Below are 23,865 nucleotides of genomic sequence, written 5' to 3' on the forward strand. Positions count from 1 at the left end.
CACGGAATTTTTCCAGATAACAGGAAGGAATACGATTTGTTATGTTATAACGTATTTATCAGGTTGGCTTTCGGCATGATGCTGTTGTTGTCGGCACCATTAACGTGGGCTCATCCTCACAGTTTTATTGCTATGCAGGTCACACCTGTACACAAAGACAACGTGCTGACCGGGCTGAAAATGCATTGGGTAATGGATGAGATCACCTCTGCCGACCTGCTTTATGATGCGGGTAAGGCAAAGCCTGGATCGGAAGTCTGGAAAAAGCTGGCGGCAGAAGTGATGGCCAATGTTCTCGGACAGCACTACTTCAGCGAATTCTGGCATGAAGGCAAAGCCGTAAAATTTTATAACTTTCCGCCGGAGTACCAACTTTTCAGAGAAGGACATAAAGCTGTGTTGGAATTTATTTTACCATTGAGTGAGCCGCAGCCGCTGGCTGGTCAGCGCTACACGTTTTCTACTTTCGATCCGACTTATTTTGTGGATATGTATTACGATTCTGAAAAATCGCTTCACCTCCCTCCTGAGCTTGCCCAGCGCTGTCAGCTTACGCTACACACGCCTAAACCCAATGAATCAATGAAAGCATATGCGTTGTCGCTGGATAAAGCGGATGCGCCACCGGCGGAAATGGATTTGGGGCGGCAATTTGCGCAGACGGTGATGCTGGTATGTCAGTAATCTCATCGCGTAAAAAGAATGCTGGCTGGTGGCAGGCCTGGCCTCTGATGGTGCTCATAGCCGTGTTGCTGGCTGCGAGCGCGGCTGTGTGGTTGTACTGGCCCCAGATTCTTCTGCAAAGCACGCTGTGGCAGCGTTCACTTAATCAGCAAATGACGATTTTGCTACAGCAGGTTGCCACGCATCCCCATCAGACCGGAATGACCCTGACAGGATTTAGTTTGATTTATGGTGTGCTGCATGCACTAGGACCGGGTCATGGCAAAATTGTCATCGCGACTTTTCTGGCGACGCACCCAACCAGAGTCAAAACCAGTTTGCAAATCACACTTGCGGCTGCCGTGGTGCAGGGGGGAGTAGCCATATCGCTGGTAACGGTGATGCTGGGCATTCTGGGCCTGTCATCGCGGCAGCTGCATCTCAGCAGCTTCTGGCTCGAGAAAGCAAGCTACCTGCTGGTTATTGTTCTTGGCGGGTGGTTGTGCTGGCGCGCCTTACGCAAAATTCTGCGTCTGTTACGAACACCGCAGAATAGGGCAGCGAATAAAATTATCCCGCTGGAACATCATCACAGCGCAGACTGTGGTTGTGGGCAGCAGCATGTGCCGGACAGCGCGATGCTTGATAAAGCAGTGAGTGGCAGGACAAAAGCAATAGTGGTGCTGTCGATGGGACTGAGGCCCTGTTCCGGCGCAATTATGATGTTACTGTTTTCGAAAGTAATTGGTGTTTATCTGTGGGGAGTGCTTTCCGCACTGGCAATGGCGGTGGGTACGGCAATAACGGTTTCCGCGATGGCCTTTCTGGTGCAGGTTTCCCGTTCACTTGCATTAACATTAAGCCAGAATACGCCGATCGCACGTTGGCAAAAAATGGGCTGGTTGTGCCTCTCTCTGAGCGGAGGGCTTGTGCTGATGGCTACAGGGGAAATGCTCTGGCTGACTGCACAGCCAGCGATGTCAGGAGGGATCCGGCCTTTGTTCTGATTGGAAGACGGCCCGCGCAATGTGCTGCGCGGGCAATACCTGATACGATCAGCGCTTCAGCGCTTCGCTGAGTTCGTCACGCATGGTCGCCACCATAGATTTCACCACGCGAGGATTGCCAGCGATAATGTTACCGGAAACCATGTAACCGTGCCCGCCAACGAAATCAGTCACCAGGCCACCCGCCTCACGTACCAGTAGTTCGCCGCCGGCGAAATCCCAGGGCTTCAGACCAACTTCAAAGTAACCGTCCACGCGCCCTGCGGCAACGTAAGCCAGATCCAGCGCAGCAGAGCCACCACGGCGAAAATCTGCACACTGAGTAAACAGTTTGCCAAGGATGTTGATATAGGGTGCTGCATGCTGCTTCATCTTGAACGGGAAGCCAGTGGCAAGAACCGTCCCATCCAGATCGCGGGCGTTGCTACCGCGTAAACGGTAGCCGTTAAGTTGAGCGCCCTGACCGCGCACTGCACTAAATAATTCATTGCGCATCGGATCGTAGACTACGGCGGCTTCCGTGCGGCCTTTAATGCGTACTGCAATGGAAACGGAGAAGTGAGGGAGACGTTTGATAAAATTTGATGTGCCATCCAGAGGATCGATAACCCATTGCACATCCTGGTCTTCACCCGCTAATTCACCACATTCTTCTGAGATAATGGTGTGTTTCGGGTAAGATTTACGGATCACCTCAATAATCAGGCGTTCAGCGTCGCGATCAACATTGGTAACGAAGTCGTTGCTGCTTTTCTGGCTGGCTTCAACCGCGTCCTGGATTTCGTAACTTTTTGCAATTAAATTTCCGGCCTTGCGCACAGCGCGCACGGCAATGTTGAGCATCGGGTGCATCGGTCTCTCTCACTGGATGTTAAAGAACATGGAAACGGCGCGCATTATAGCAGGAGGAACGGCAATTGTCCTGAAAATATGCTAGCATCGCTAAATTATCTCACGGACCTGACACACCTATGCTGCAAAACATCCGAATCGTGCTGGTTGAAACCTCTCATACCGGCAATATGGGCTCCGTCGCGCGTGCGATGAAAACAATGGGCCTGAGCAACCTTTACCTGGTTAATCCACTTGTTAAACCTGACTCTCAGGCCATAGCGCTGGCTGCCGGTGCCAGCGATGTCATCGGTGAAGCCCACATTGTTGATACACTCGATCAGGCGCTGGAAGGCTGTAGTCTGGTGGTTGGCACCAGCGCCCGTTCCCGCTCGCTGCCGTGGCCAATGCTCGATCCGCGTGAATGCGGTGTAAAAAGCGTGCAGGAAGGACAACAGGCTCCTGTTGCATTGGTTTTTGGACGCGAGCGCGCAGGCCTGACTAATGAAGAACTGCAGAAGTGCCATTACCATCTGGCGATAGCCGCCAATCCCGAATACAGTTCGTTAAATCTGGCGATGGCGGTGCAGATTATTGTCTATGAAGTGCGCATGGCATTTCTTGAATCGCAAAAAACGGTGCAACCGGAATACGAAGACTCACCTTATCCGTTGGTGGACGATCTGGAGCGTTTTTATCAACACCTTGAGCAGGTGATGATACACAGTGGTTTTATCCGTGAGGGAAGCCCCGGTCAGGTCATGAGTAAAATACGACGCCTTTACACCCGTGCCCGCCCGGAGCGTGATGAACTGAATATCCTGCGTGGCATGCTGTCATCGCTGGAAAAGCCCAAGGGTGAAAAGTAAACAAATGGGGCTGATGCAGGGAAAGTAGTTGAGTAAATTACCAGGATAAATAGTTGAGTAAATTACTTGGTTAAATAGTTGACTAAAAAACTCAGGAATGTCAGACTTGCATCCATCTTTATTGTGCATTCCCTTAACAGGGTAAAACTGAGGTTGTTTACGCCATGAGACTGACATCTAAAGGCCGCTATGCCGTTACCGCTATGCTTGACGTTGCACTTCACTCACATGAAGGCCCGGTGCCATTAGCTGATATTTCTGAACGTCAGGGTATCTCCTTGTCTTATCTGGAACAGCTTTTTTCCCGCCTGCGCAAGAATGGCCTGGTTGCCAGCGTGCGTGGTCCGGGTGGTGGTTACCTGTTGGGTAAAGCGTCGAACGAGATTGCCGTCGGTGCAGTGATCACAGCCGTCGATGAGTCCGTCGACGCCACAAAATGCCAGGGTAAAGAAGGTTGTCAGGGTGGAGAACGCTGTCTGACTCATGTTCTGTGGCGCGACCTCAGTGAGCGCATCAGCGATTTCCTGAATAACATCACGCTGGCCGAGCTGGTTAATAACCAGGAAATTCTGGATGTCGCAGACCGTCAGAATAATACCGAAAAAGTGCGCATGTCGGCTGGCCGCACGCACGAAACAATTAACGTCAATCTGCGCGCCTGAATCATTCAGGCGAGGTCAAATCCCGTCATTCCTCGCATCCGCTGAATGGCGGGAGCGACGTACCGTATTGAATGACGTTAATATACGGAGTTCAATAGTAATGAAAGTACCTGTTTACCTCGATTACGCAGCAACCACGCCAGCCGACCAGCGGGTCGCTGAAAAAATGATGCAGTATCTCACTCAGGATGGCACCTTTGGCAATCCGGCTTCACGCTCTCATCGCTATGGCTGGCAGGCTGAAGAAGCCGTCGATATTGCCCGTAATCAGGTGGCAGCGCTGATTGGAGCCGATCCACGAGAAATCGTTTTTACCTCCGGCGCGACGGAATCCGACAACCTGGCTATCAAAGGCGCTGCCTGGCAGCACCAGCAAAAAGGCCGTCATCTCATCACCTGTGAGACCGAGCATAAAGCGGTACTCGACAGTTGTATGCAGCTGGAACGTGAAGGTTTTACCGTTACCTATCTTTCGCCCCGCCCGGATGGTTTGATCGACCTGAAAGAGCTTGACGCTGCTTTTCGCGATGACACCGTGCTGGTTTCAATCATGCACGTAAATAATGAAACTGGCGTGGTGCAGGATATTGCCGCTATCGGTGAACGGTGCCGCGCTCGCGCTGTTCTTTTTCACGTTGATGCGACGCAGAGCGTTGGAAAACTCTCGGTGGATGTCAGTACGCTTCCGGTCGATCTGCTCTCTTTTTCTGCTCATAAGGTATATGGCCCGAAAGGCATTGGTGGTCTTTATGTGTGCCGCAGACCGCCCGTTCGCATCAATGCTCAGGTTCACGGTGGGGGGCATGAGCGCGGCATGCGTTCCGGCACCCTTCCTGTGCATCAGATTGTCGGAATGGGTGAGGCATATCGTCTGGCAAAAGAAGAGATGGCGGACGAAATGGCCCGCCTGAGCATACTTCGTACTAAACTGTGGAAGGGTATCAGCCAGCTTGATGATGTCTCGTTCAACGGCAGCTTTGAGCAGGGCGTAGCGGGCATTCTTAATGTCAGCTTTGGTGCTCTCGAGGGCGAAACGCTGTTGATGGCGCTGAAAGATTTGGCGGTGTCCTCCGGCTCTGCGTGCACCTCAGCCAGCATGGCCCCTTCCTACGTGCTGCGTGCGCTGGGACTTTCTGATGAGTTAGCACACAGTTCCCTGCGCTTTTCCCTCGGCCGCTTTACCACCGAAGAAGAGATCGACTTTGCGATTAAAACGGTGAAAAATGCGGTCAATCGTCTTCGCGGCCACATGTAACCTTAATAATTTTGCAGCATAATCATGCCGGTCGGTCGGTCGGTCGGCAGGCGGGTTTAGCGGGACGGTAATAAACAACGCGTTATTGTAATGTCCGGCCGTTTCAAGAGTGGCCGCGATTACAGAACAAATAAAAAACGAATAAGGAGCCATGCGATGACAACGACGCTAATGAAAATATCACTGTCAACGGCAGCGGCCGATCCGCGCTGGGGAGAAAAAGCGATCCTTACCAGCAACGACAGTGGATTCACCATTCATCTTACGGGTGAGGATGAACTTGCCGTTATTCAACGCGCGGCGCGAAAAATTAATGGTCAGGGGATCCGTAACGTCAGCCTCAATGGTGAATGGGATTTGGAAAAAAGCTGGGCATTTTGGCAGGGTTTCCGCAGCCCTAAAGGCGAAAACCAGGTGGAATGGCCAACGCTTGATGCAGCCGATGCGGCGGAGTTCGAACATCGTTACAAAATTATTAACTGGGTGCGTGACACCATCAATCTTCCTGCAGAAGAACTGAGTCCTGAGCAATTGACTCAACGTGCGGTTGATCTGCTCAATGCGGTTGGCGGTGATAAAGTCAGTTACCGTATCACCAAGGGTGAAGATCTGCGTGAGCAAGGCTACATGGGGCTGCATACGGTTGGTCGCGGCTCCACACGCAGCCCGGCGTTACTGGTGCTGGATTACAACCCCAGTGGTGATGAGGCTTCGCCTGTCTTCGCCTGTCTGGTGGGTAAAGGTATTACATTTGACACCGGTGGTTATAGTCTTAAGCCCAGCGGTTCTATGGATTCGATGAAATCTGATATGGGTGGTGCAGCGACACTGGCTGGCGCACTGGCACTCGCCGTCAGCCGCGGGCTGAACAAGCGCGTTAAGCTCTACCTGTGCTGCGCTGACAATATGGTGAGCGGCAACGCGTTCCGCCTCGGCGACATCATTCGCTATCGCAATGGCAAAACGGTGGAAGTGATGAACACCGATGCAGAAGGGCGCCTGGTCTTGGCTGATGGTCTGATTGACGCCAGTCAACAGCGGCCAGAACTTTTGATTGATGCCGCCACCCTGACCGGGGCTGCCAAAACCGCGCTGGGCAATGACTATCATGCACTGTTCAGCTTCGACGACAAACTGGCGCAGGATTTGTTAAGTTGTGCGGCCAGCGAGAACGAGCCTTTCTGGCGTTTGCCGCTGGCGGAGTTCCACCGAAACCATCTGCCATCTAATTTTGCCGATCTCAATAATATTGCGGCACCTTCTCATATGGCGGGGGCCAGTTCTGCGGCAGCGTTCCTTTCTTATTTTGTTGAGCGCTATCAGCAGGGATGGTTGCACATCGATTGTTCAGCGACCTATCGTAAAAGTGCGGTTGACCAGTGGGCTGCCGGAGCAACCGGACTGGGCGTGCGCACCGTAGCCAATATCTTGCTGAAATAATTCTTACTGCAAATATGCCGGACGCATCATCGCATCCGGCATATTTGCTCTTGCCGCTGACGGAACCCATCTGATGAATCAAAATAACCAGCGTCTGGAAGAGGTGTTAAAACTGGCGGCGACGGAACCCGCTCATCGCCCGGAGTTTTTTACTTTACTGATGGACGCCAGCGTGTGGGTGCCCGGCGAAAGTTTGGACGAGGCGCACCGTGTTTCAAATCCGGCAACGGTGAATTTACGGCACTGGAAGAAAGAGGATGGTAGCCGCATTATTCCTTTTTTCACCTCGGCCAGTGCGATGGAGCAGGCTGTCAGTGATGAGCAGCCGTTTCTGGTCATACCGGTGCGAACGCTGTTCGCCATGACAAAGGGGGAAACTCTGTTTCTTAACCCGGAACTGCCGTCGGGTAAAGAATTTACGCCAGCAGAAATCCAACATTTGTTAACTGATAATGGCAATGCCCTCACTCAGCATCGCGTGCTGGAAGGAGGAACTGCGCTGCTGCTTTCCGGGGTGACCGAGCCGCCGACACAAATGCTCAATTCACTTATCGGTCTGTTTACAAAATATAAGCAGGTTCGCCGGGCATTTATTGCGCATATTAAAGAATCTTCTGAAGAAGCACCCAATCTGTTGATTGGGATTGAAGCTGACAGCGATATTGCCACGATTATTCAGGCGGCAGGCAATGTGGCAACCGACACACTTATCGGTGACGATCCGGTTGATCTTTGCCAGGTATCTGAGGGTGAAGCGGGTATCAGTCATTTCTTTACCGCGCACATCACCCCCTTTTATGAACGCAAATGGGGAAGCTTTCTGCGCGAATTCAAAGCGGGTGCTCAATCCTGACGATTTGCTGAGTATCATTTTACACATGCGTTAACAAAAGAGGTGAGCAGGGTAATTCCTGGTATTAAAAGTGGACACCCTGCTCATCATGTATCACCATGTTATTCGCCGGGGCTGATGGGCAAATCGTTGCGGCTACCCCATTCTCCCCATGAACCGTCGTACAGCCTGACATTTTTTGCGCCTAACGTATTGAGCGCCAAAATAAGAACAGCTGCCGTTACGCCCGAACCGCAGCTAGCCACGGTGGGTTCAGCTGGATTGATGCAATGCTGTTGAAAAATTTTTTTCAGCGTCTCAGCTGGCTTTAACTGACCATTTTCCACCAGCTCATTCCAGGGCAAATTATGGCTGCCGGGAATATGACCACGTCGTAAACCGGGTCGTGGCTCATCCACTTCTCCCCTGAAACGGTTCGCCGCTCTGGCATCGACCAGTTGCGTACTGCCTTCATGACTAATCAGCAGTACATCCGTAACGTTAACCGTTGTATGAGGGTCAAAACTGGCGCTGAACTCCCCTTCGGGCAGCGTGACGATCCCCTTTTCTAACGGGTAACCTGCTTCTCTCCAGCCTTTCAGGCCACCTGCGAGGATCGAAACATGCTGTGTGCCAGATTGGCGCAGCATCCACCAGGCGCGGGGGGCGGAAAAAAGATTCCCTTCATCATATACCACCAGATGTCTGTCACTGTTGATGCCAAGTTGCCGCATGGCAACGGCAAAAGATTCAGCACGGGGTAGCATATGGGGATAAGGCGAACTATGATCGGAAAGCGCCTCAATATCAAAGAAAGGGGCATTGGGTAAATGTTGGTTCAGATATTCGGCGTGAATGTCACGTCCCCGATCCTGACCTGGCGGTAACATACGCGCATCAATAATCTGAATGTCATTATCAGAATAATGTTTCGCCAGCCAGTCGGCGGTTACAAAGAAGGTGTTGGTCATCGTGGCCTCGTTGGTTGTGCTGGTATACAAAGTGTTAACTATACTGGCAGGTAGTACAAGACATCGCTGGCATTCATCATTTAAAGGTAGAAACGGCATTATCTTTCGCAAGGGGGCATATCAATATAAAGGGTAAGAATCTGAGCAAGAAGATCAAATGTTGTGGAATAAAACGGATTATTCGTATGAAAAGAAAGTGATTTTTTTATGTTGACGTTATGTTCGTCAGGTATTTTTTTGAAGTAAAATATCGTTTTTTGAAAGTTAAAAAAATATAACTATTTAATATAAATGAAGATTTATGGGGTGATGTTGATATTTTTATCTTCTAAAATTAACGGAGATTTTACTATGGGTTCGCCAACGAAAGTGTCATCTAAATATTGCAGCTATAAAGAAAAATTACTACTAAAAAATAACAGAACCATTAAAACACAGTCTGACTATAGACATGAAAAAAAATTATTTACTAAGCAGATCGAATATATCAAGAATAATCCTGGGTTGCACAGTGGTAATATAAAAAGGCATTGTTTAAGTAATATCTTTCTGAGATGTATCCCGGATACAGTGTGTGCGGTAAAGTTTATTTGTGATGGGGTATTAAAGATCCCATCGCAAAATTCTTCTGTTCAACGAATTGGTCATTTCACAGGTAATTCTCTGTGTAAAAGTGTGAGCGAGAACGGGGATGCGAACGAAGTTATTAGCAATAACTCGAATAATCTTCACTGCTATAAAGGTAAATCGCTTTACCGACGAGGTGGAAAAAAAGAACTGATTTTTCTAAAATAAAAAATACAGGAAGTAAAAAAGAAAAAACAGATGAAATCAAAAAAAATAATATAAAAATGGACGCAGATGTTTCTGATGAAACTAGTCTGTTGAAAAAGGATTATCAAGAAAAAAAAGAGGCATTTTTACAGGTGGTAATAATTTTTTCGGTGTTGATGCTGTACCAGTCACAATAAATGAAAATGAAGTTCTGAACAATTTTCCTTTTAGTAAATTTATTTATCATGATAACCAAAAAAAAGAAATTTTAAATAAATTGGTAAATAGAATTATAGATCATGGTTTTTCACAAAATGATGACAGAGCTAATCTCGAATATATTACAAGAATAATCAGTGCCGATGAGCCAATCCTACATTCAGTGTTCAAAAAACCAGAAATAAAAGGCCTTGGGTTGGATGACTGGAACGATGATAAAAAAGATTTTTTAGAAATTACTGTGGGTGAAAACGGAGAAAAAAGAACTATATCTAAAGATGAATTTATTAAATTCTCTGCATCCGAGCGAGGAATGATTATATTGCGTAACGCACTGGATGAAAATATTGTTGCAGGGTTAATTGATAATAGTTCAGAAAAAATAACCAGTTTTTCCGAAAAGGAGTTTCTTAACGCTGATGGTGACGTTGAAGGCAGGTTTCTATTGTTAGTAACTGAAAAAAATAATGGAGGAGTGACATCTGAAAAGGATGAGACTAAGAATAAAAAATCTGGAGAGCTTATAACGTTTGGTATAAGTCCTGAAATAGCGAGGCTGATTAGTGATTTTATGCACACGGAATATTTAAGAGATTCGAATAAGTTCACTATTAACGATCTCTCCGTAAGCAAAAACTATGCAGCGATGCTGGCAGACTTTACCTCTGAAGAGGAAAAAATAATTTTACATAAAAGGTTGGGTGATGAAGTCACACCTGTTGAGCTAAAAAATTCGTTATCTGTCCCAGAGAGGGCTGCTTTTTACAGCCGGGATCCCTTAACGGGTGTGAGGACAGAGATTCTCATCAGGTTGCATAGAGAGAAGTATGATAATTCTGATATAGATACATTTATTTACTTAAAACCCACTGAAAAGAAGAATATTTATTCTACGTACAAAGTTGAAAATAATAAAGTAGAACAACTGGGTAAAAATGTCTTCCTGAATGAGGAAACCCTCTCATGGCATTATGAAGATACTCCGAAAGAAGAAAGTATTGAGATCGATTTTGTTGAAGGTAATAAGCAGGTAGAGCTTTATGGTCGTTATTATAATGCAAAAATGAATGGCAAAGACAAATATGTTATCGAAGTTTTAAGGAATGATGGTGTGAAGCGAGAAATTCCGCTGTACCAGGAACCTTTATCAAAGAAATAGCATCTTTCGACAAATCATTATTATTCTGTATTTGATCATTGCTAATGAAAACCTTATTAATAAAATAGCCACAGATGTTAGCGATGATTATACGTATTTTACGTTAGGTAATAATAACAATAAATATTACGGTAATGGGGGTATATATAATAAGGTTTATAAAAACACAGAGGTGAATTATATTTTATCCAGATATGTGGAAATGAATGGAAAAATTGTCCCTGTAAGAAATAAGAAGCACGCAGTTCAGGGGGCATTGTATGAGGTTTTTAACACAATGGATCCAACGGCAGGTTACCCCATTGAATGGGATGGCAGACGTTGGCTATTTGAATCGCCAACATCAATGCATGTATCAGATAAATTAAAAAACAGTATCACACCTGATATGTACGAAAAGAATATTGATACGAGTTTACTCTCTTCACCTAACGATGAGGGGCTAAGGCAAGACAGTGAAAATAACAAATATATAAAGATAAATGATAACTTTGTTCGTATTATTCAAGGCAAGACGCAATACTTTATCAGGAAGGAAAACGGAGAGAAATTATATCTTGAGTTAAGAGATGGCAAGTTCTTCCCGGAAAATATGGTACCTAAAACGGGCGGAAAGATTTTTAAGCGGAATGTGGGAAGTGATTGTCCTGATTGGCAGAAACTTTATGATCAACTGGGAGATATTGCAAGTAAAGATAAAATTATTACCGTACGTCATCGTGGGGATTCAGATACAAATGTAGCTGAAAACAGCCTCAGTGCGTTCAGGCTCTCATATAAAATGTGTCGTCCAGCAATAGAAACAGATGTTCTGTTAACTAAAGATAATCAGCCTGTGATATTTCATGATGTCAGAATAGGTAAGATGATGGAACCCACTTATGACCCCGACAGAAACACGGGGTCAAATGTCCTTCTCAGCCAAATGATGTTAGCTGAACTTAAAAGAAAACCACTTCTTGATCCAAGAAGGCGGCCTACAAGAGACACAATCATTACGGTAGAAGAGTTACTCAGGGATTACCGTGAACAAAATGGACAAGCCTTGCTCTATCTCGAAGTAAAAGAGCCTAAGCTTATTATGCGTGTGGCGAAAATTATTACTGATGAGGCCAAGTCAGATCCTACTTTAATTAAAAGAGTTATCGTTAAATTCAATATGGCAGAGTATCCAACCTATGTTGATTGGGTTGCCGGGTTAAGGGATATTGGGGCAGATATTAATATTATGGCAAACCCTGTAATGAGTCCTGCTGCGGCAGAAAGAATTAATAAACTGCCTGAGTCTGCTATCGCGAAACCCGAGGGTGACCCTTTGCACGACAACGCAAGCAGGGCTGTTTATTGGTGGTCCTCTGCTCATGGACAGAATGTTCCTAACGTTGAGATTGTTATTAAAAACTCAAAAAGTGGATTTATAAAAACACAACATATCCCATCCGTACAAGGCGGTTATGACAGGCCAGAAAACCTTTACATGAATAATACTATTCCTGGTTCACCTGCCTATATGATTGCCATTGTGAAAAAAAATGGCAAGCCTTTAGGTACTTATGTACCCGTAGGCGATCGCATTATGTGGAGAGATGACGTTGTGTCGGGTGTTACTGTACCTAATACTTCTAATCATAAAAAAAGAATTGATATTACCAAAGCCTATTACAACAACGATTCCCAATGTTGCTACAGCCTGAAGGACAGGTTGGCCAAAAATGAACTTGAAGATATTAGAGAAAATCTCGCATGGAATCGGGCAATTGGTGCTAATGTCATCACTGCCGACGATACTGACAGTATTGATAATTATTTTGCGAAGAGAGGTAATCTGGACAAGATTTCAATACCGAATCCACACTATCCAAGGCAAAGTATGCAATCAACCCTCGCCTGGGCATTGCAATATTGGTCTACCCCGGACGGGGTAACGGCAAAATTTAAAGGTTGGGGCGGCGGTTCATCACCGTTGATTTGGAATGGTCAGGTGTGTATATACGATAACAGCTATTCAAAATACCCATGGGTTTATGCATGCAAGTACGCTGACAAAATTAGTTATAGTAATAAACTCAAAATGAGGGTAATTGAAAATGTTAAATACGGTGCTGTAAATCAAATTTACTCTAATGATGATAAATTCTGTCTTAGTGGAAGAGATGGAGATACTTCATATCTGAAATTTACTTCTAACTGCAACCCTGAAAATACTGAAACACATTTCTGGCATACGGAAAACTATAAATTACGCAATTTATACACCGGAGATGATACAAAATACATCGAGTTTTATCGGGGGGGAGTTTATTATGGTATTGCATATGGGTTGCTTAGAAATACAAATACGCCAGACGATTGGGCAAGCTGGTATCTGGAAAAAATAGAAGAGGAATAATGTATATAAGTGTTAACTTGATACTCACCGAATGACAATTTGTAACCAGATACGGCGAATGATGGAAGTTTCGTCGTATCTGTTTTTTAGCACTGTGTTTATTATTATGTACGATAAGTGAAAAAATTTCAAATTTGCTTAACATTAGTAAAATATATTATGTCGCTAATGTGTTCATATTGAGGCCCGCTTCAATATTTTGCTAGTCTGGCATTGATTTTCTGGATGCTATCGACAATGTTAAGTTTTCTATCAATAATTTGAATTATCTCACCGCCTATAATATCTTCAGCCTTGTGTAAATCAAAATACTTTCCATCGTCAAACGCATTTTCACGAATGCCACAGATTGAATTTTTTTCTACTAATGAAATCCACGGATAACAATCTATAATTTTTGCATTGTTGTACTGATGACGAGAAGCTGAACTTCCTCCAAGCAGAACGATCTGTTCAATAATTGTGGGGGAATAGAGCCATTGTAAAAATAAAGCAGACTGTGTTTTTTTGACAGAACTCTTTATCACTCCAATTGATCCTCCTCCTAGTAAAGGCTTGCTTCCGGGTACGATAGAATACCCGATGGTTGAGGAAAGCTCGTTACCTGCAACATTTGATAATAAGTTATTATAGACAAGCAGCATGACAAGATTACCTTGTTCAAAATGGGTAATTGCATCTTTCCACCAGTTACTATTGATACGTAAGTTATGGTCCAGGCTGGTCAGATATTGTTTAAGCACATCTTCTGCTATCTGTTGATCAAGTTGTGCGGGCGGTTTTTTATTTAACAGTCGTCCACCTTTAGCGTAGTAGCGCAGTAAAAACTCTGTAGCTATTACTTCTGTTCCCCCCGTATTGACGCATGAGCCTGTTGGTGTTATTTCACCTTGTCTTTGAAGTTCTGAAAAAAATAAAGATAGCCTGTCAAATTGCTCGAAACTCTCAGGTACATTCATAGATTGTCGAAATTTTTCAAAATATATTCTCCTGATTTTCTGGTCTTCAAACAGGTCCCTACGGTAAAAAAGCATCTGAGCACTGGAGTCAAAAGGTATAGCATAAGTAATATTATTAACTTTACTATATCTGTTAGTTATTTCATTTGGGAAGTCATCAAGAAGATAGGATAAATCTGGTGTTAGTTTTTTTAATGGTTCAAAAATTTCTTTCGCTAACACTGGCAACGTTGCTATATCTATTCTTATTAAATCGTATTCGATAAACTTTCTCGGGTTTTTTGTAATTTCAATAAAATTATTGAATGGTGTTTTAGTTATTTCAACGTTAATTCCCGTTATTCTAAAAAAATGCGGTAATAACTTTTCGAGTACATCTGTCGTTGGACTCGGGATAGTGAGGATCTTTATTTTATCTGGGAAGTCTTTAAGATCGTTTTTTGAATAAAAATGTCGATAGTTATCGTTGTATTTGGGCTGTATGTTATTCTTCTTATTTGAGGCGCCTGTTAATTTTTCAGCCAGTTCTACTCCGAATGTTTCATAATTTATTGAGGAACAGTAAATATTTTCTTCAAGGCGTAATTCTTCACCGGAAAATGTATAGATGGGAGGGCAGCTCAGATTAGAACTAAGCTGACTTGCATTTTTAAGGTGGCGAACTTTATCAAAATCGGAACAGACGATAACATCAGGTACAGAATCTTGAAAAAATCGAAAAGCAGTTCTGTGACATTCAGAATCGGTACAAGAGTAATGCTGTAATTTTATATTTTTCCCTCTGGAAAGTGCCATATTCAAATGTTGCATAAATTTTTTCATATTCGAATATTTTTCAGGCTCGGTAAACACACCAATTTTTTTATACCCTTTCTTTAAAATTTCTGCAGTGAGATGATTGATTTCATTTTGGTGTTCGATGTTAAAATAACATTTTGTTCCGGTTGGCTCTCTGTAAATGAACAGGATCTTTTCCTGCGAAATTGAGAGTTGCTTATAATATATATCAGCGGCAGACAGACAGCTCACCACAATAACTCCCTGGCATTGGTGGCTTGCCAGAAGTTTTACCTGTTTTTTTTCGATATCTTGATTATCGTTAGTTATAAATATTTCAACATGATAGTCATGTTTCGATAAGATATTATTAACACCACTATAAAGGTCATGATAGCGCTCTGCGCGCAAATTAGGTACAACCAGCGCAATGCGTCTGGAGCTTCCCCCACGTAGCGTTTGTGCCTGCACATTGACCTGATAGCCAAGTTGTTCGGCTGCTTTTTTAACGGCACTGATTTTAACTGCACTTACATTGCCGCGTTTGTTGAGGACATTCGAAACAGTTCCATGTGAAACCCCTGCCAGCCTGGCTATATCTTTGATTGTTGCCATAAATAACCTCTTAAATCCGACAATACCCATCCTACCATCAGTGCATCAATAGCAACAAATCTGTGAGGGGTGTAAAACATTAGAATTTGCATAATTGACACGTACCAAAAAAAGTTTCTCCTGATTAACATTGAGCAGCAGTACCGTCTGAGAATTAATGAACATGCAGCTTCATTTTTTAGGAACAGCAGCTTCAGAGGGAATTCCCAATCCCTATTGTTCCTGTGATTTATGTGAGAAAACGCGGATTATTGGTGGGAAAGATATCCGCACGCGTTCTTCTGTAATTATTGATGACGTTATGCAAATCGATATATCTCCTGAATACAGTTATCAGTTGATGCGTGATACTGTGGATGCCAGAAAAATAACGAATTTATTTTTTACGCATACTCATCCTGATCATTTCAATGTTGGAGAGCTTTACAGCCGGATGGAAGGGTTTGGTCACAATATTACCCACCCATTGAAAGTACATGGTAATGATATTGCTATAGGGAAATGTGCTCAACTTCTTGAAAATTACAGTGACGAGCGTTTTATACTCAATAAGATCATACCTTTTAATGATGTGGAAATCGATGGTTATACTATTACACCACTACTGGCAAATCATGCAGTATGGGAGTTTTGTTATGTTTATTTAATAAAAAAAGGAAACAAGGCAATATTTTATGGTCATGATTCGGGTTGGTTTCCCGAGTTGACATGGCAATATCTTGATGGAAAAAAAATAGATCTTTTAGTTTTGGAATGCACAATAGGAAGTAATGGTAACAGTAAAACTAATGGACATATGAGTTTTGAAACAATTATTGAAGTCAAAAAGAAAATGATATCCATGGGTTGTTTGAATGAGTGTAGTAAAATAATTCTCTCGCATATTTCACATAATGTCAAAATGACCCATTCTGAAATTAATGAAAAAATGAAACCGCACGGAATATGCATTGCACACGATGGATTGAAAATTAATCTGTAGAAGGAAAAATCTATATGGAATTTAAAAAAACGCCACGGCTTTTTATTATGATGTATGCTCAGTACTTTGTGCAAGGGGCCTGGAATATGACGATGGGTCTGGTATTAAGCACTTATGGTATGTCAGAAATTATTGGCACAGCTTATGGTATGTTAGGTTTGGCGACAATACTTTCACCACTGATCATAGGTATGATAGCAGACAGATTTTTTTGTTCTCAAAAAGTAATGGCAGTGTTGCATTTAGTCAACGCCGGGATTTTATTATTGACACCCCAATATATCATCGCTCATAACGATGTAATGTTTTTGGTTATGGTTTTTATCGTTGGGCTGCTTTTCTACCCTACAGCTGCATTAGCTAACAGTATAAGTTTTTGCCACGTCAGTGGTGTTAAGACCTTTCCAATTATACGTGTGTTTGGCACTTTCGGATTTATGTCAATAGGTTTTATACTCGGACAGTTTGGCTTCTCTGGAAGCATAATGACATGGTATATTGCGAGTTTTTCGGGTGCATGTCTTGGGCTGTACTGTTTGACGTTGCCTGATACACCGCCTAAAGCGAAAGGAGAAAAATTTAAAATTAATGACCTGCTTTGTCTTGATGCATTATTGCTTTTTAAAGACAGAAATTTCAGTATTTTCATGCTATCAACATTTGTACTTATGATCCCGAAAACAGCATATTCTGCTTATATACCCGTTTTTCTCAAATCATTGGGATTTGATAATGCGGCAACTATGCTGCAAGTCGGTACCGTATTTGAGATTATTTTTATGTTTGTACTTGCATTCTCTCTGATGAAATTTGGTTTTAAGAGAGTTATTTTATTGGGGGCGATCTGCTGGATTATAAGATGTTTGCTTCTGTCTCACTCAGCAATGGATAATAATATAGCCTATGTTTTAATTGCCTTGATGTTGCAAAGCTTTTGCTGGGATTTTTTCTTTACTGCGGGAGATATTTTTGTTAACAGCAAGGCTGGTGAGAAAATTAAAGCACAGGCGCAGAGTTTACGTTTTATTATATCGAACGGAATTGGTTTAATGTTTGCTTCCACCGTCTGTGGAAAAATATTCAACAGCACAGTAACATTGACTGATTCTCAGTCTCTATTGCAATGGAAAACATTTTGGTTATATCCTATGGTAATTGCGGCAGTTGTTTCTGTGGCTTTCTTCATTTTTTTCAGGGATGAGCCGAAAACAGACTTTCCAGAGCAGTAAAAATATTTGTAGTAAAATATTAGTGTTGGGGCTTTTAATTTGTAGTGCAATATATAAATAATACACTATCCAATTAAGTTTTTATGCTGCATTACAAGGAGTATTGACTTGGGAGAGCTTTGTTTTGATGGAACAGTACTTTTATACTCTTTTCAGTTTTTCAGAGTTCTGGAATGCAATTTTAAAATTCAGTGCATCTTTCATTTTGGGTGCTATCATTGGCTGGGAGAGGGAGTCGAAGAATAAGCCCGTTGGAATTAAAACCTGTATCATTATTTCTGTTGCCAGTTGTTTATTAACTCAAGTATCAATTCAGTCGGCTGAGTATTATGCTGAAATGTCATCTAATATTCGCACAGACCCCATGAGACTTGCTGCCCAGGTCATTAGTGGCGTGGGCTTTCTTGGCGCAGGTGTCATTATGCACAAAGAGGGGGATGGTATTTCAGGTTTGACGACTGCTGCCATGGTATGGGCTTCTGCTGGTGTGGGTATCGCTTGTGGCTCAACTTTTTATCTTTATGCGCTGATGGGAACGGTGTTGTTTTTGTTCGCAATAAGATTCAGTTCTGCTCTTGCCCGTTTCAGGCTGACTGACGGACATATTCACCGGGCATCCGTTCATTTAGTTATTCTTGACAGGAATACCATTCCGTTAGTTTTTTCTATAATGCATGATAAAAGTTGCTACATTGATAATCTCAATATTATCGATGGTAAGAAAGAAAAAATAATAATGAATATGAGGCTTTCAACCAGGAAAAAACTCACGGTTTTTAGCCTGTACTCCACGCTAAAAGATATTGATGGTGTTTATTCCGTTGCACTTGACAGATAAGTCATTAAAAACTTCAGGTGCTCAAAACTATTGTCAGGTTAATTTTATATATGGAAAGGGAGGGCGGTTTCTATATTTCTTCTTGCCTGAAATGAGTGAGTGGTTGTACAGGTTTTATCGTCAGTGAGTTTTCCAAAAGAGCCGCGGCATGGTTGTTTTCAATGTGTGGCTGAAATGGTTCTTATAAGAACCGATTATGGTTAATTCACGGATGTGCGGACGAGTGCGGAGTTTGTCACAATTGTGTGCGCTGCTGAATTTCAATTTGGTTTGCTGTGAATAATTTATCACTGAAGCCTTTATCGCACTCATTTCGCCGCGTTTACCTAGCTTTTGCAGATAAGCAAACCCCGTACAGATGACACAATTAAAATAATGCCACTCAGATCCGGCGATCCAAATTGTTGCAAAATAAGCAGATATTGAAAAATTTGTAAAATATCTCATAGGCAAGCCCGGCGATGCACCCTATAATCTGCGCCATTTTCCGAGCCGGAGAGCTTTCTTACCGGTCACATACGATGTCAAACAGAGGTCCAAATGACTATTGAACGTACATTTTCTATCGTAAAACCGAACGCGGTGGCAAAAAACGTGATTGGTGCCATCTTCAATCGTTTCGAAAGCGCAGGCTTCAGGATTGTTGGTAGCAAAATGCTTCACCTCAGCAAAGAGCAGGCTGAAGGTTTCTATGCAGAACACCAGGGGAAGCCTTTTTTCGACGGTCTTGTCGAATTTATGACCTCCGGCCCCGTTGTGGTTTCTGTGCTTGAAGGCGAGAACGCCGTACAGCGTCATCGTGACCTGATGGGTGAGACCAACCCTGCTAATGCTTTGGCCGGTACGCTGCGTGCTGACTATGCCGACAGCTTTACAGAAAACGCGACCCATGGTTCAGATTCCGCTGAATCTGCTGCCCGTGAAATCGCTTACTTCTTCGGCGAAGGTGAAGTTTGCCCGCGCACCCGCTAATTTGCGGGCGGGCAGGTTGGGGACGTGCTTACAAATTATTTTGTTAGTATGCTTTAATCCGTTCTGCCAGACCTGTAGAATGCAGGCCCCTGAGTAAGAGCGCTTTCTCAGGGGCGTTCCAATTATATCTGACGTGTTAATCCGCAGTGGCCAAAAGCAGCTTTACGCTGTTTTGACGCCTTTAAATATGTACTCTTCCCCAGTGCCATAACGTGTAACAACGAGGCCAGAGAAAATTATGTCTGAACACAACGTGACTTCATCGTCTGCTCCCTCTGCCATTGCCGTGGCTGAAGCTAAAAAAGAAAAAATCAATTTACTCGATCTGAATCGCCAGCAAATGCGCGAATTTTTCGTCAGCCTGGGTGAGAAACCTTTTCGTGCCGATCAGGTAATGAAGTGGATTTACCATTACTGTTGTGATGATTTCGATCAAATGACCGACATTAATAAGGTTTTTCGCGGCAAGCTGAAAGCACTGGCTGAAATCCGTGCTCCGGAAGTGGCGGAAGAACAGCGTTCTGCGGATGGCACTATTAAGTGGGCTATTTCGGTCGGTGGACAGCAGGTTGAAACCGTTTATATTCCGGAAAAAGATCGTGCCACACTGTGCGTCTCCTCACAGGTTGGTTGTGCGCTGGAATGCAAATTTTGCTCGACGGCCCAGCAGGGGTTCAACCGTAATTTGCGCGTATCAGAGATCATCGGCCAAGTCTGGCGTGCCGCTAAAATTATTGGGGCGTCAAAGATTACCGGACAGCGCCCGATTACGAATGTTGTCATGATGGGAATGGGGGAGCCGCTGCTAAATCTCAATAATGTCGTACCGGCAATGGAAATCATGCTCGACGATTTTGGTTTTGGTCTGTCCAAACGTCGTGTGACACTGTCTACTTCCGGCGTCGTTCCCGCGCTGGACAAACTTGGTGATGTTATTGACGTGGCGTTGGCCATCTCTTTACATGCACCAAATGACACAATACGTGATGAAATCGTTCCTATTAATAAAAAATACAATATTGCGACTTTTCTGGATGCCGTCAGCCGTTACATTGCGAAATCGAATGCAAATCAGGGACGTGTGACCATTGAGTATGTGATGCTTGACCATGTCAATGACAGCACGGATAACGCCCATGAACTTGCGGCTTTACTGAAGGATACGCCCTGCAAAATCAATCTGATTCCCTGGAACCCCTTCCCCGGCGCACCTTACGGACGCAGCTCGAACAGTCGTATCGATCGTTTCTCTAAAGTATTGATGGATTATGGTTTTACTACTATTGTGCGTAAGACTCGCGGTGATGATATTGATGCAGCCTGTGGGCAGCTTGCTGGTGAGGTCATTGATCGTACCCGGCGGACAATGCGTAAAAAAATGGCTGGTGAGCCGATTTCTGTGAAAGCGCTCTGAGAGCTTTATTTTTGATCGGAGCGTGGCTGTTTCTCTTGATTTGTTTGCCGTAGAGTAAGGCGCAATCTAATCAGGAGGCAGTATGGGAAAAGGATTTCTGGCTGGGCTGGCATTATTGCTCAGTGCATGCAGCCAGTCACGACAACATCATCAGCTGGCCTTAACAAGGCTGCAACTTGGTCTTGCTTATCTGGACCGTAGCGAGTTGGAGTCAGCAGGGCGCAATCTGGGTGAGGCTATGCGGCTCTCACCTGATGATTACCGCACTTATCTGGCGATGGCGCGTTATCAGGAAAGGTTGGGGCACGAGGATACAGCGCAAAGGTATTATCAACATGCGTTACGGCTGGCAGGAAGCAACCACGATGTAATCAATAATTACGGTGCGTTTCTCTGTCGTTTAGGGCAGTATGATGCGGCCCAGCGGCAGTTCAGCCGCGCCGCAGAATTATCTGCAAACGATAGCCGGGCCGATGTGTTAGAAGTGTTAGAAAATGCCGGATACTGCTACCTTCGTGCCGGAAACAGGCAAGAGGCTGAAGTGGCGCTGATTAAGGCGACGCGTAATGATCCGCATAAAGGTCAAATGCTCCTGGCAGAAGCCGAAAGGCGATTTGAAAATAATGAGCGCGATAGTCCGCTGCTCCTTTTAAAAATTTATCAACACAACTTTCCTGCCAGTGCAGAAAGTCTGTGGCTAGAGATTCGCTTCGCCGCGCAGGCCAGGCATCCTGAAGGCGTCATGCAGGCAGGGGAGCAGCTGGCGCGAAATTTTCCACAATCGATACAGTACCTGCACTTTTTAGCTAATGAATACTGAAGCCATTCAAGACAAATCATTACCAAACTCAACGGGCCAGCGCTTGCGGGATGCTCGTGAAAAAATGGGTCTGACTCAGCAAAATGTAGCCGAGCGCCTGTGCCTGAAACTTTCTACCGTGCGGGACATTGAGGAAGATAAATCGCCGACAGAACTGGCATCGACCTTTCTGCGTGGCTACATTCGTTCCTATGCACGTCTGGTTCACGTACCTGAGGAGGAGCTGCTGCCAATGATGGCGAAGCAGACCCCTGTCCGTGCAGCAAAGGTGCAGCCAATGCGAGGATTTTCGCTGGGTAAGCGCCGTAAAAAACGCGATGGCTGGCTGATGACCCTCACTTGGTTGGTGTTTATTGTTGTACTGGGACTAACCGGAGCGTGGTGGTGGCAAAATTATAAGGCAGCTCAGGACGATATTGCTTCCATGGCAGAACAAAATTCAGCCAGTCGGGGCGACGGCCAGCCTGTTTCTCTGACTGACAGCAGCAGCACTGACAGGTCACCTGCTGTACAGACGGCACCAGCGCAAACTACCCCGGCAGGCGCGCCTTCAGCACGGACAGAAAACGCTCCTTCCACTTCACCAGCAGCCTCCGCGAATAGTCCTGCTCCCTCCGCAAGCACGACTCAGCCGTCCGGTAACGAGCAGCCCACGGGTGCTTCGTCAGCACAGGTCCCCACTGAAAGCCAGGCAGCTCCATCCATGCCAACGGCCGCTGCTGGCGTTAGCGCGCCTGCTGTGGATGCCACGGCATTGATTATGAATTTCACAAAAGATTGCTGGCTGGAAGTGAGTGATGCATCGGGTAAGAAGTTGTTTAGCGGAATGCAGCGTAGCGGTGGCAAACTCAGCCTGAACGGCACCGCGCCTTATCATGTAAAAATTGGTGCACCTTCCGCCGTGCAGATTCAGTATCAGGGACAGCCAGTGGACCTGAGTCGTTTTATCCGTTCAAACCAGGTTGCCCGTCTGACCGTTGGTGGGCATTAATATCGCTGTTGGTCGCGGGTAATTTCGGAGAAAGAATATGCATAATGAAGCACCCATCACCCGTCGCAAATCGAAACGTATTTACGTCGGCAAGGTGCCTGTGGGCGACGGTGCACCCATCGCCGTCCAGTCAATGACGAATACGCGAACAACGGATGTTGACGCGACGGTCAGGCAAATCAAAGCGCTGGAGCGCGTCGGCGTGGATATTGTCCGCGTGTCGGTTCCCACTATGGATGCTGCGGAAGCTTTTCACCTGATTAAGCAACAGGTTGACGTTCCTTTGGTTGCCGATATTCATTTTGATTATCGTATTGCTCTGAAAGTGGCTGAATATGGCGTGGATTGTCTGCGGATCAACCCCGGTAATATCGGTAATGAAGAGCGTATCCGCCAGGTCGTGGATTGTGCCCGCTATAATAACATTCCCATCCGTATCGGCGTAAATGCCGGGTCCCTGGAAAAGGATTTACAGGAAAAATATGGCGAGCCAACCCCTCAGGCATTGCTCGAATCCGCGATGCGCCATGTAGATCATCTTGATCGCCTTAACTTTGACCAGTTCAAAGTCAGCGTCAAAGCGTCCGATGTCTTTCTTGCGGTAGAATCGTACCGCCTTCTGGCAAAGCAAATCGATCAGCCGCTGCACCTTGGTATCACTGAAGCGGGGGGGGCACGGGCGGGATCGGTTAAGTCTGCCATCGGTCTTGGGTTGCTTTTATCGGAAGGGATTGGCGATACGCTGCGCATTTCTCTGGCCGCCGATCCGGTTGAAGAGGTAAAAGTAGGTTTTGATATCCTGAAGTCACTGCGTATTCGCTCACGGGGTATCAATTTTATTGCTTGTCCCACCTGTTCCCGCCAGGAGTTCGATGTTATCGGCACGGTAAATGAGCTTGAACAGCGGCTGGAAGATATTATCACGCCTATGGATGTTTCTATCATCGGCTGCGTGGTAAACGGGCCGGGTGAGGCCCTGGTCTCCACCCTCGGCGTGACGGGCAGTAATAAGAAAAGTGGTTTCTATGAAGACGGCGTGCGCCTTCGCGAGCGTCTTGACAATCATGACATGATTGACCAACTTGAGGCGCGCATCCGTGCCAAAGCCGCGATGATGGACCAATCGCGACGCATTGATGTTCAGCAGGTTGAAAAATAATCGGGCAGCTGGCTCTCCCGCCTCTGTCCAATCCATAT

The 23,865-nt window shown here is 45.1% G+C and carries 20 protein-coding genes; 17 read left to right on the plus strand and 3 right to left on the minus strand.

Annotated features, from left to right (window positions below; translation table 11 throughout):
• Positions 1-75 precede the first annotated feature (75 nt).
• Both LU633_RS07240 and LU633_RS07245 read left to right on the plus strand, forming a co-directional pair.
• On the plus strand, positions 76-684 hold the full coding sequence (locus tag LU633_RS07240; protein ID WP_040465666.1) for a DUF1007 family protein: 609 nt from the start codon (positions 76-78) through the stop codon (positions 682-684).
• Positions 675-1,670, plus strand: a complete 996-nt coding sequence (locus LU633_RS07245) for a nickel/cobalt transporter (RefSeq protein WP_016191585.1) — start codon at positions 675-677, stop codon at positions 1,668-1,670. Before LU633_RS07240 ends, LU633_RS07245 begins: the two co-directional genes overlap by 10 nt.
• 48 nt (positions 1,671-1,718) lie before the next feature.
• Here LU633_RS07245 and suhB read toward each other — a convergent pair whose 3' ends face one another.
• Positions 1,719-2,522, minus strand: a complete 804-nt coding sequence (suhB, locus tag LU633_RS07250; RefSeq protein WP_016191584.1) for an inositol-1-monophosphatase — start codon at positions 2,520-2,522, stop codon at positions 1,719-1,721.
• Positions 2,523-2,641: 119 nt separating this feature from the next.
• On the opposite strand from suhB, the gene trmJ reads away from it, so the two are divergent.
• The 5 genes from trmJ to sseB all read left to right on the plus strand — a co-directional run bounded on the left by trmJ (position 2,642) and on the right by sseB (position 7,580).
• Positions 2,642-3,370: a tRNA (cytosine(32)/uridine(32)-2'-O)-methyltransferase TrmJ gene (trmJ, locus tag LU633_RS07255; protein ID WP_016191583.1), complete on the plus strand. Its 729-nt coding sequence runs from the start codon at positions 2,642-2,644 to the stop codon at positions 3,368-3,370.
• A gap of 164 nt (positions 3,371-3,534) precedes the next feature.
• Positions 3,535-4,032, plus strand: coding sequence for a Fe-S cluster assembly transcriptional regulator IscR (gene iscR / locus LU633_RS07260; protein ID WP_016191582.1), 498 nt, complete (start codon positions 3,535-3,537; stop codon positions 4,030-4,032).
• A gap of 100 nt (positions 4,033-4,132) precedes the next feature.
• Positions 4,133-5,287: an IscS subfamily cysteine desulfurase gene (locus LU633_RS07265; protein ID WP_016191581.1), complete on the plus strand. Its 1,155-nt coding sequence runs from the start codon at positions 4,133-4,135 to the stop codon at positions 5,285-5,287.
• Between the two features lie 156 nt (positions 5,288-5,443).
• A complete protein-coding gene (gene pepB / locus LU633_RS07270) occupies positions 5,444-6,727 on the plus strand; it encodes an aminopeptidase PepB (protein ID WP_016191580.1) in 1,284 nt (427 codons plus the stop codon).
• Between the two features lie 73 nt (positions 6,728-6,800).
• Positions 6,801-7,580, plus strand: a complete 780-nt coding sequence (sseB, locus tag LU633_RS07275) for an enhanced serine sensitivity protein SseB (protein ID WP_016191579.1) — start codon at positions 6,801-6,803, stop codon at positions 7,578-7,580.
• Positions 7,581-7,681: 101 nt separating this feature from the next.
• On the opposite strand, the gene sseA is transcribed toward sseB, so the two are convergent.
• A complete protein-coding gene (gene sseA, locus LU633_RS07280; RefSeq protein ID WP_016191578.1) occupies positions 7,682-8,530 on the minus strand; it encodes a 3-mercaptopyruvate sulfurtransferase in 849 nt (282 codons plus the stop codon).
• A 1,051-nt stretch (positions 8,531-9,581) separates the two neighbouring features.
• On the opposite strand from sseA, the gene LU633_RS07285 reads away from it, so the two are divergent.
• Together LU633_RS07285 and LU633_RS07290 are read left to right on the plus strand one after the other, a co-directional pair.
• Positions 9,582-10,682: a hypothetical protein gene (locus tag LU633_RS07285; RefSeq protein ID WP_040465654.1), complete on the plus strand. Its 1,101-nt coding sequence runs from the start codon at positions 9,582-9,584 to the stop codon at positions 10,680-10,682.
• Positions 10,683-10,713: 31 nt separating this feature from the next.
• The gene (locus LU633_RS07290; protein ID WP_051124384.1) at positions 10,714-13,071 is read left to right on the plus strand and encodes a glycerophosphodiester phosphodiesterase family protein; all 2,358 of its coding nucleotides are present in this window, start codon (positions 10,714-10,716) and stop codon (positions 13,069-13,071) included.
• Between the two features lie 191 nt (positions 13,072-13,262).
• Here the strand turns inward: LU633_RS07290 and LU633_RS07295 are convergent, their stop codons facing one another.
• Positions 13,263-15,422, minus strand: a complete 2,160-nt coding sequence (locus tag LU633_RS07295) for an extracellular solute-binding protein (RefSeq protein WP_016191577.1) — start codon at positions 15,420-15,422, stop codon at positions 13,263-13,265.
• Between the two features lie 163 nt (positions 15,423-15,585).
• Between LU633_RS07295 and LU633_RS07300 the strand changes: the two genes are divergently transcribed.
• From LU633_RS07300 to ispG, 8 genes are all read left to right on the plus strand, one after another.
• On the plus strand, positions 15,586-16,404 hold the full coding sequence (locus LU633_RS07300) for an MBL fold metallo-hydrolase (protein ID WP_040465664.1): 819 nt from the start codon (positions 15,586-15,588) through the stop codon (positions 16,402-16,404).
• Between the two features lie 14 nt (positions 16,405-16,418).
• Positions 16,419-17,633 carry an MFS transporter gene (locus LU633_RS07305; protein ID WP_016191575.1) on the plus strand — a complete coding sequence of 405 codons (1,215 nt, stop codon included), beginning with the start codon at positions 16,419-16,421 and terminating at the stop codon, positions 17,631-17,633.
• A 127-nt stretch (positions 17,634-17,760) separates the two neighbouring features.
• The gene (locus LU633_RS07310) at positions 17,761-18,471 is read left to right on the plus strand and encodes an MgtC/SapB family protein (RefSeq protein WP_040465653.1); all 711 of its coding nucleotides are present in this window, start codon (positions 17,761-17,763) and stop codon (positions 18,469-18,471) included.
• A gap of 540 nt (positions 18,472-19,011) precedes the next feature.
• Positions 19,012-19,443 (plus strand): nucleoside-diphosphate kinase, encoded by a 432-nt coding sequence (ndk, locus tag LU633_RS07315; RefSeq protein ID WP_016191573.1) that lies wholly within the window; start codon positions 19,012-19,014, stop codon positions 19,441-19,443.
• Between the two features lie 238 nt (positions 19,444-19,681).
• Positions 19,682-20,857: a bifunctional tRNA (adenosine(37)-C2)-methyltransferase TrmG/ribosomal RNA large subunit methyltransferase RlmN gene (locus LU633_RS07320; protein WP_016191572.1), complete on the plus strand. Its 1,176-nt coding sequence runs from the start codon at positions 19,682-19,684 to the stop codon at positions 20,855-20,857.
• An 82-nt stretch (positions 20,858-20,939) separates the two neighbouring features.
• Positions 20,940-21,677, plus strand: a complete 738-nt coding sequence (gene pilW, locus LU633_RS07325; protein ID WP_016191571.1) for a type IV pilus biogenesis/stability protein PilW — start codon at positions 20,940-20,942, stop codon at positions 21,675-21,677.
• The gene (gene rodZ / locus LU633_RS07330) at positions 21,667-22,668 is read left to right on the plus strand and encodes a cytoskeleton protein RodZ (RefSeq protein ID WP_016191570.1); all 1,002 of its coding nucleotides are present in this window, start codon (positions 21,667-21,669) and stop codon (positions 22,666-22,668) included. Before pilW ends, rodZ begins: the two co-directional genes overlap by 11 nt.
• A gap of 37 nt (positions 22,669-22,705) precedes the next feature.
• Positions 22,706-23,827, plus strand: coding sequence for a flavodoxin-dependent (E)-4-hydroxy-3-methylbut-2-enyl-diphosphate synthase (ispG, locus tag LU633_RS07335; protein ID WP_016191569.1), 1,122 nt, complete (start codon positions 22,706-22,708; stop codon positions 23,825-23,827).
• Positions 23,828-23,865 lie beyond the last annotated feature (38 nt).

Source organism: Erwinia tracheiphila (assembly GCF_021365465.1).
In the GTDB taxonomy this organism is placed as follows: Bacteria; Pseudomonadota; Gammaproteobacteria; order Enterobacterales; family Enterobacteriaceae; genus Erwinia; species Erwinia tracheiphila.

What these genes read in the sequence shown, in the direction of transcription:
- LU633_RS07310 (WP_040465653.1), top strand. Translation starts at nt 17,761, where the DNA reads ATGGAACAGTACTTTTATACTCTTTTCAGTTTTTCAGAGTTCTGGAAT.
- pilW (WP_016191571.1), top strand. Translation starts at nt 20,940, where the DNA reads ATGGGAAAAGGATTTCTGGCTGGGCTGGCATTATTGCTCAGTGCATGC.
- suhB (WP_016191584.1), bottom strand. Translation starts at nt 2,522, where the DNA reads ATGCACCCGATGCTCAACATTGCCGTGCGCGCTGTGCGCAAGGCCGGA.
- ispG (WP_016191569.1), top strand. Translation starts at nt 22,706, where the DNA reads ATGCATAATGAAGCACCCATCACCCGTCGCAAATCGAAACGTATTTAC.
- iscR (WP_016191582.1), top strand. Translation starts at nt 3,535, where the DNA reads ATGAGACTGACATCTAAAGGCCGCTATGCCGTTACCGCTATGCTTGAC.
- sseA (WP_016191578.1), bottom strand. Translation starts at nt 8,530, where the DNA reads ATGACCAACACCTTCTTTGTAACCGCCGACTGGCTGGCGAAACATTAT.
- LU633_RS07305 (WP_016191575.1), top strand. Translation starts at nt 16,419, where the DNA reads ATGGAATTTAAAAAAACGCCACGGCTTTTTATTATGATGTATGCTCAG.
- LU633_RS07240 (WP_040465666.1), top strand. Translation starts at nt 76, where the DNA reads ATGATGCTGTTGTTGTCGGCACCATTAACGTGGGCTCATCCTCACAGT.
- LU633_RS07300 (WP_040465664.1), top strand. Translation starts at nt 15,586, where the DNA reads ATGCAGCTTCATTTTTTAGGAACAGCAGCTTCAGAGGGAATTCCCAAT.
- ndk (WP_016191573.1), top strand. Translation starts at nt 19,012, where the DNA reads ATGACTATTGAACGTACATTTTCTATCGTAAAACCGAACGCGGTGGCA.
- rodZ (WP_016191570.1), top strand. Translation starts at nt 21,667, where the DNA reads ATGAATACTGAAGCCATTCAAGACAAATCATTACCAAACTCAACGGGC.
- pepB (WP_016191580.1), top strand. Translation starts at nt 5,444, where the DNA reads ATGACAACGACGCTAATGAAAATATCACTGTCAACGGCAGCGGCCGAT.
- LU633_RS07320 (WP_016191572.1), top strand. Translation starts at nt 19,682, where the DNA reads ATGTCTGAACACAACGTGACTTCATCGTCTGCTCCCTCTGCCATTGCC.
- trmJ (WP_016191583.1), top strand. Translation starts at nt 2,642, where the DNA reads ATGCTGCAAAACATCCGAATCGTGCTGGTTGAAACCTCTCATACCGGC.
- LU633_RS07295 (WP_016191577.1), bottom strand. Translation starts at nt 15,422, where the DNA reads ATGGCAACAATCAAAGATATAGCCAGGCTGGCAGGGGTTTCACATGGA.
- sseB (WP_016191579.1), top strand. Translation starts at nt 6,801, where the DNA reads ATGAATCAAAATAACCAGCGTCTGGAAGAGGTGTTAAAACTGGCGGCG.
- LU633_RS07265 (WP_016191581.1), top strand. Translation starts at nt 4,133, where the DNA reads ATGAAAGTACCTGTTTACCTCGATTACGCAGCAACCACGCCAGCCGAC.
- LU633_RS07245 (WP_016191585.1), top strand. Translation starts at nt 675, where the DNA reads ATGTCAGTAATCTCATCGCGTAAAAAGAATGCTGGCTGGTGGCAGGCC.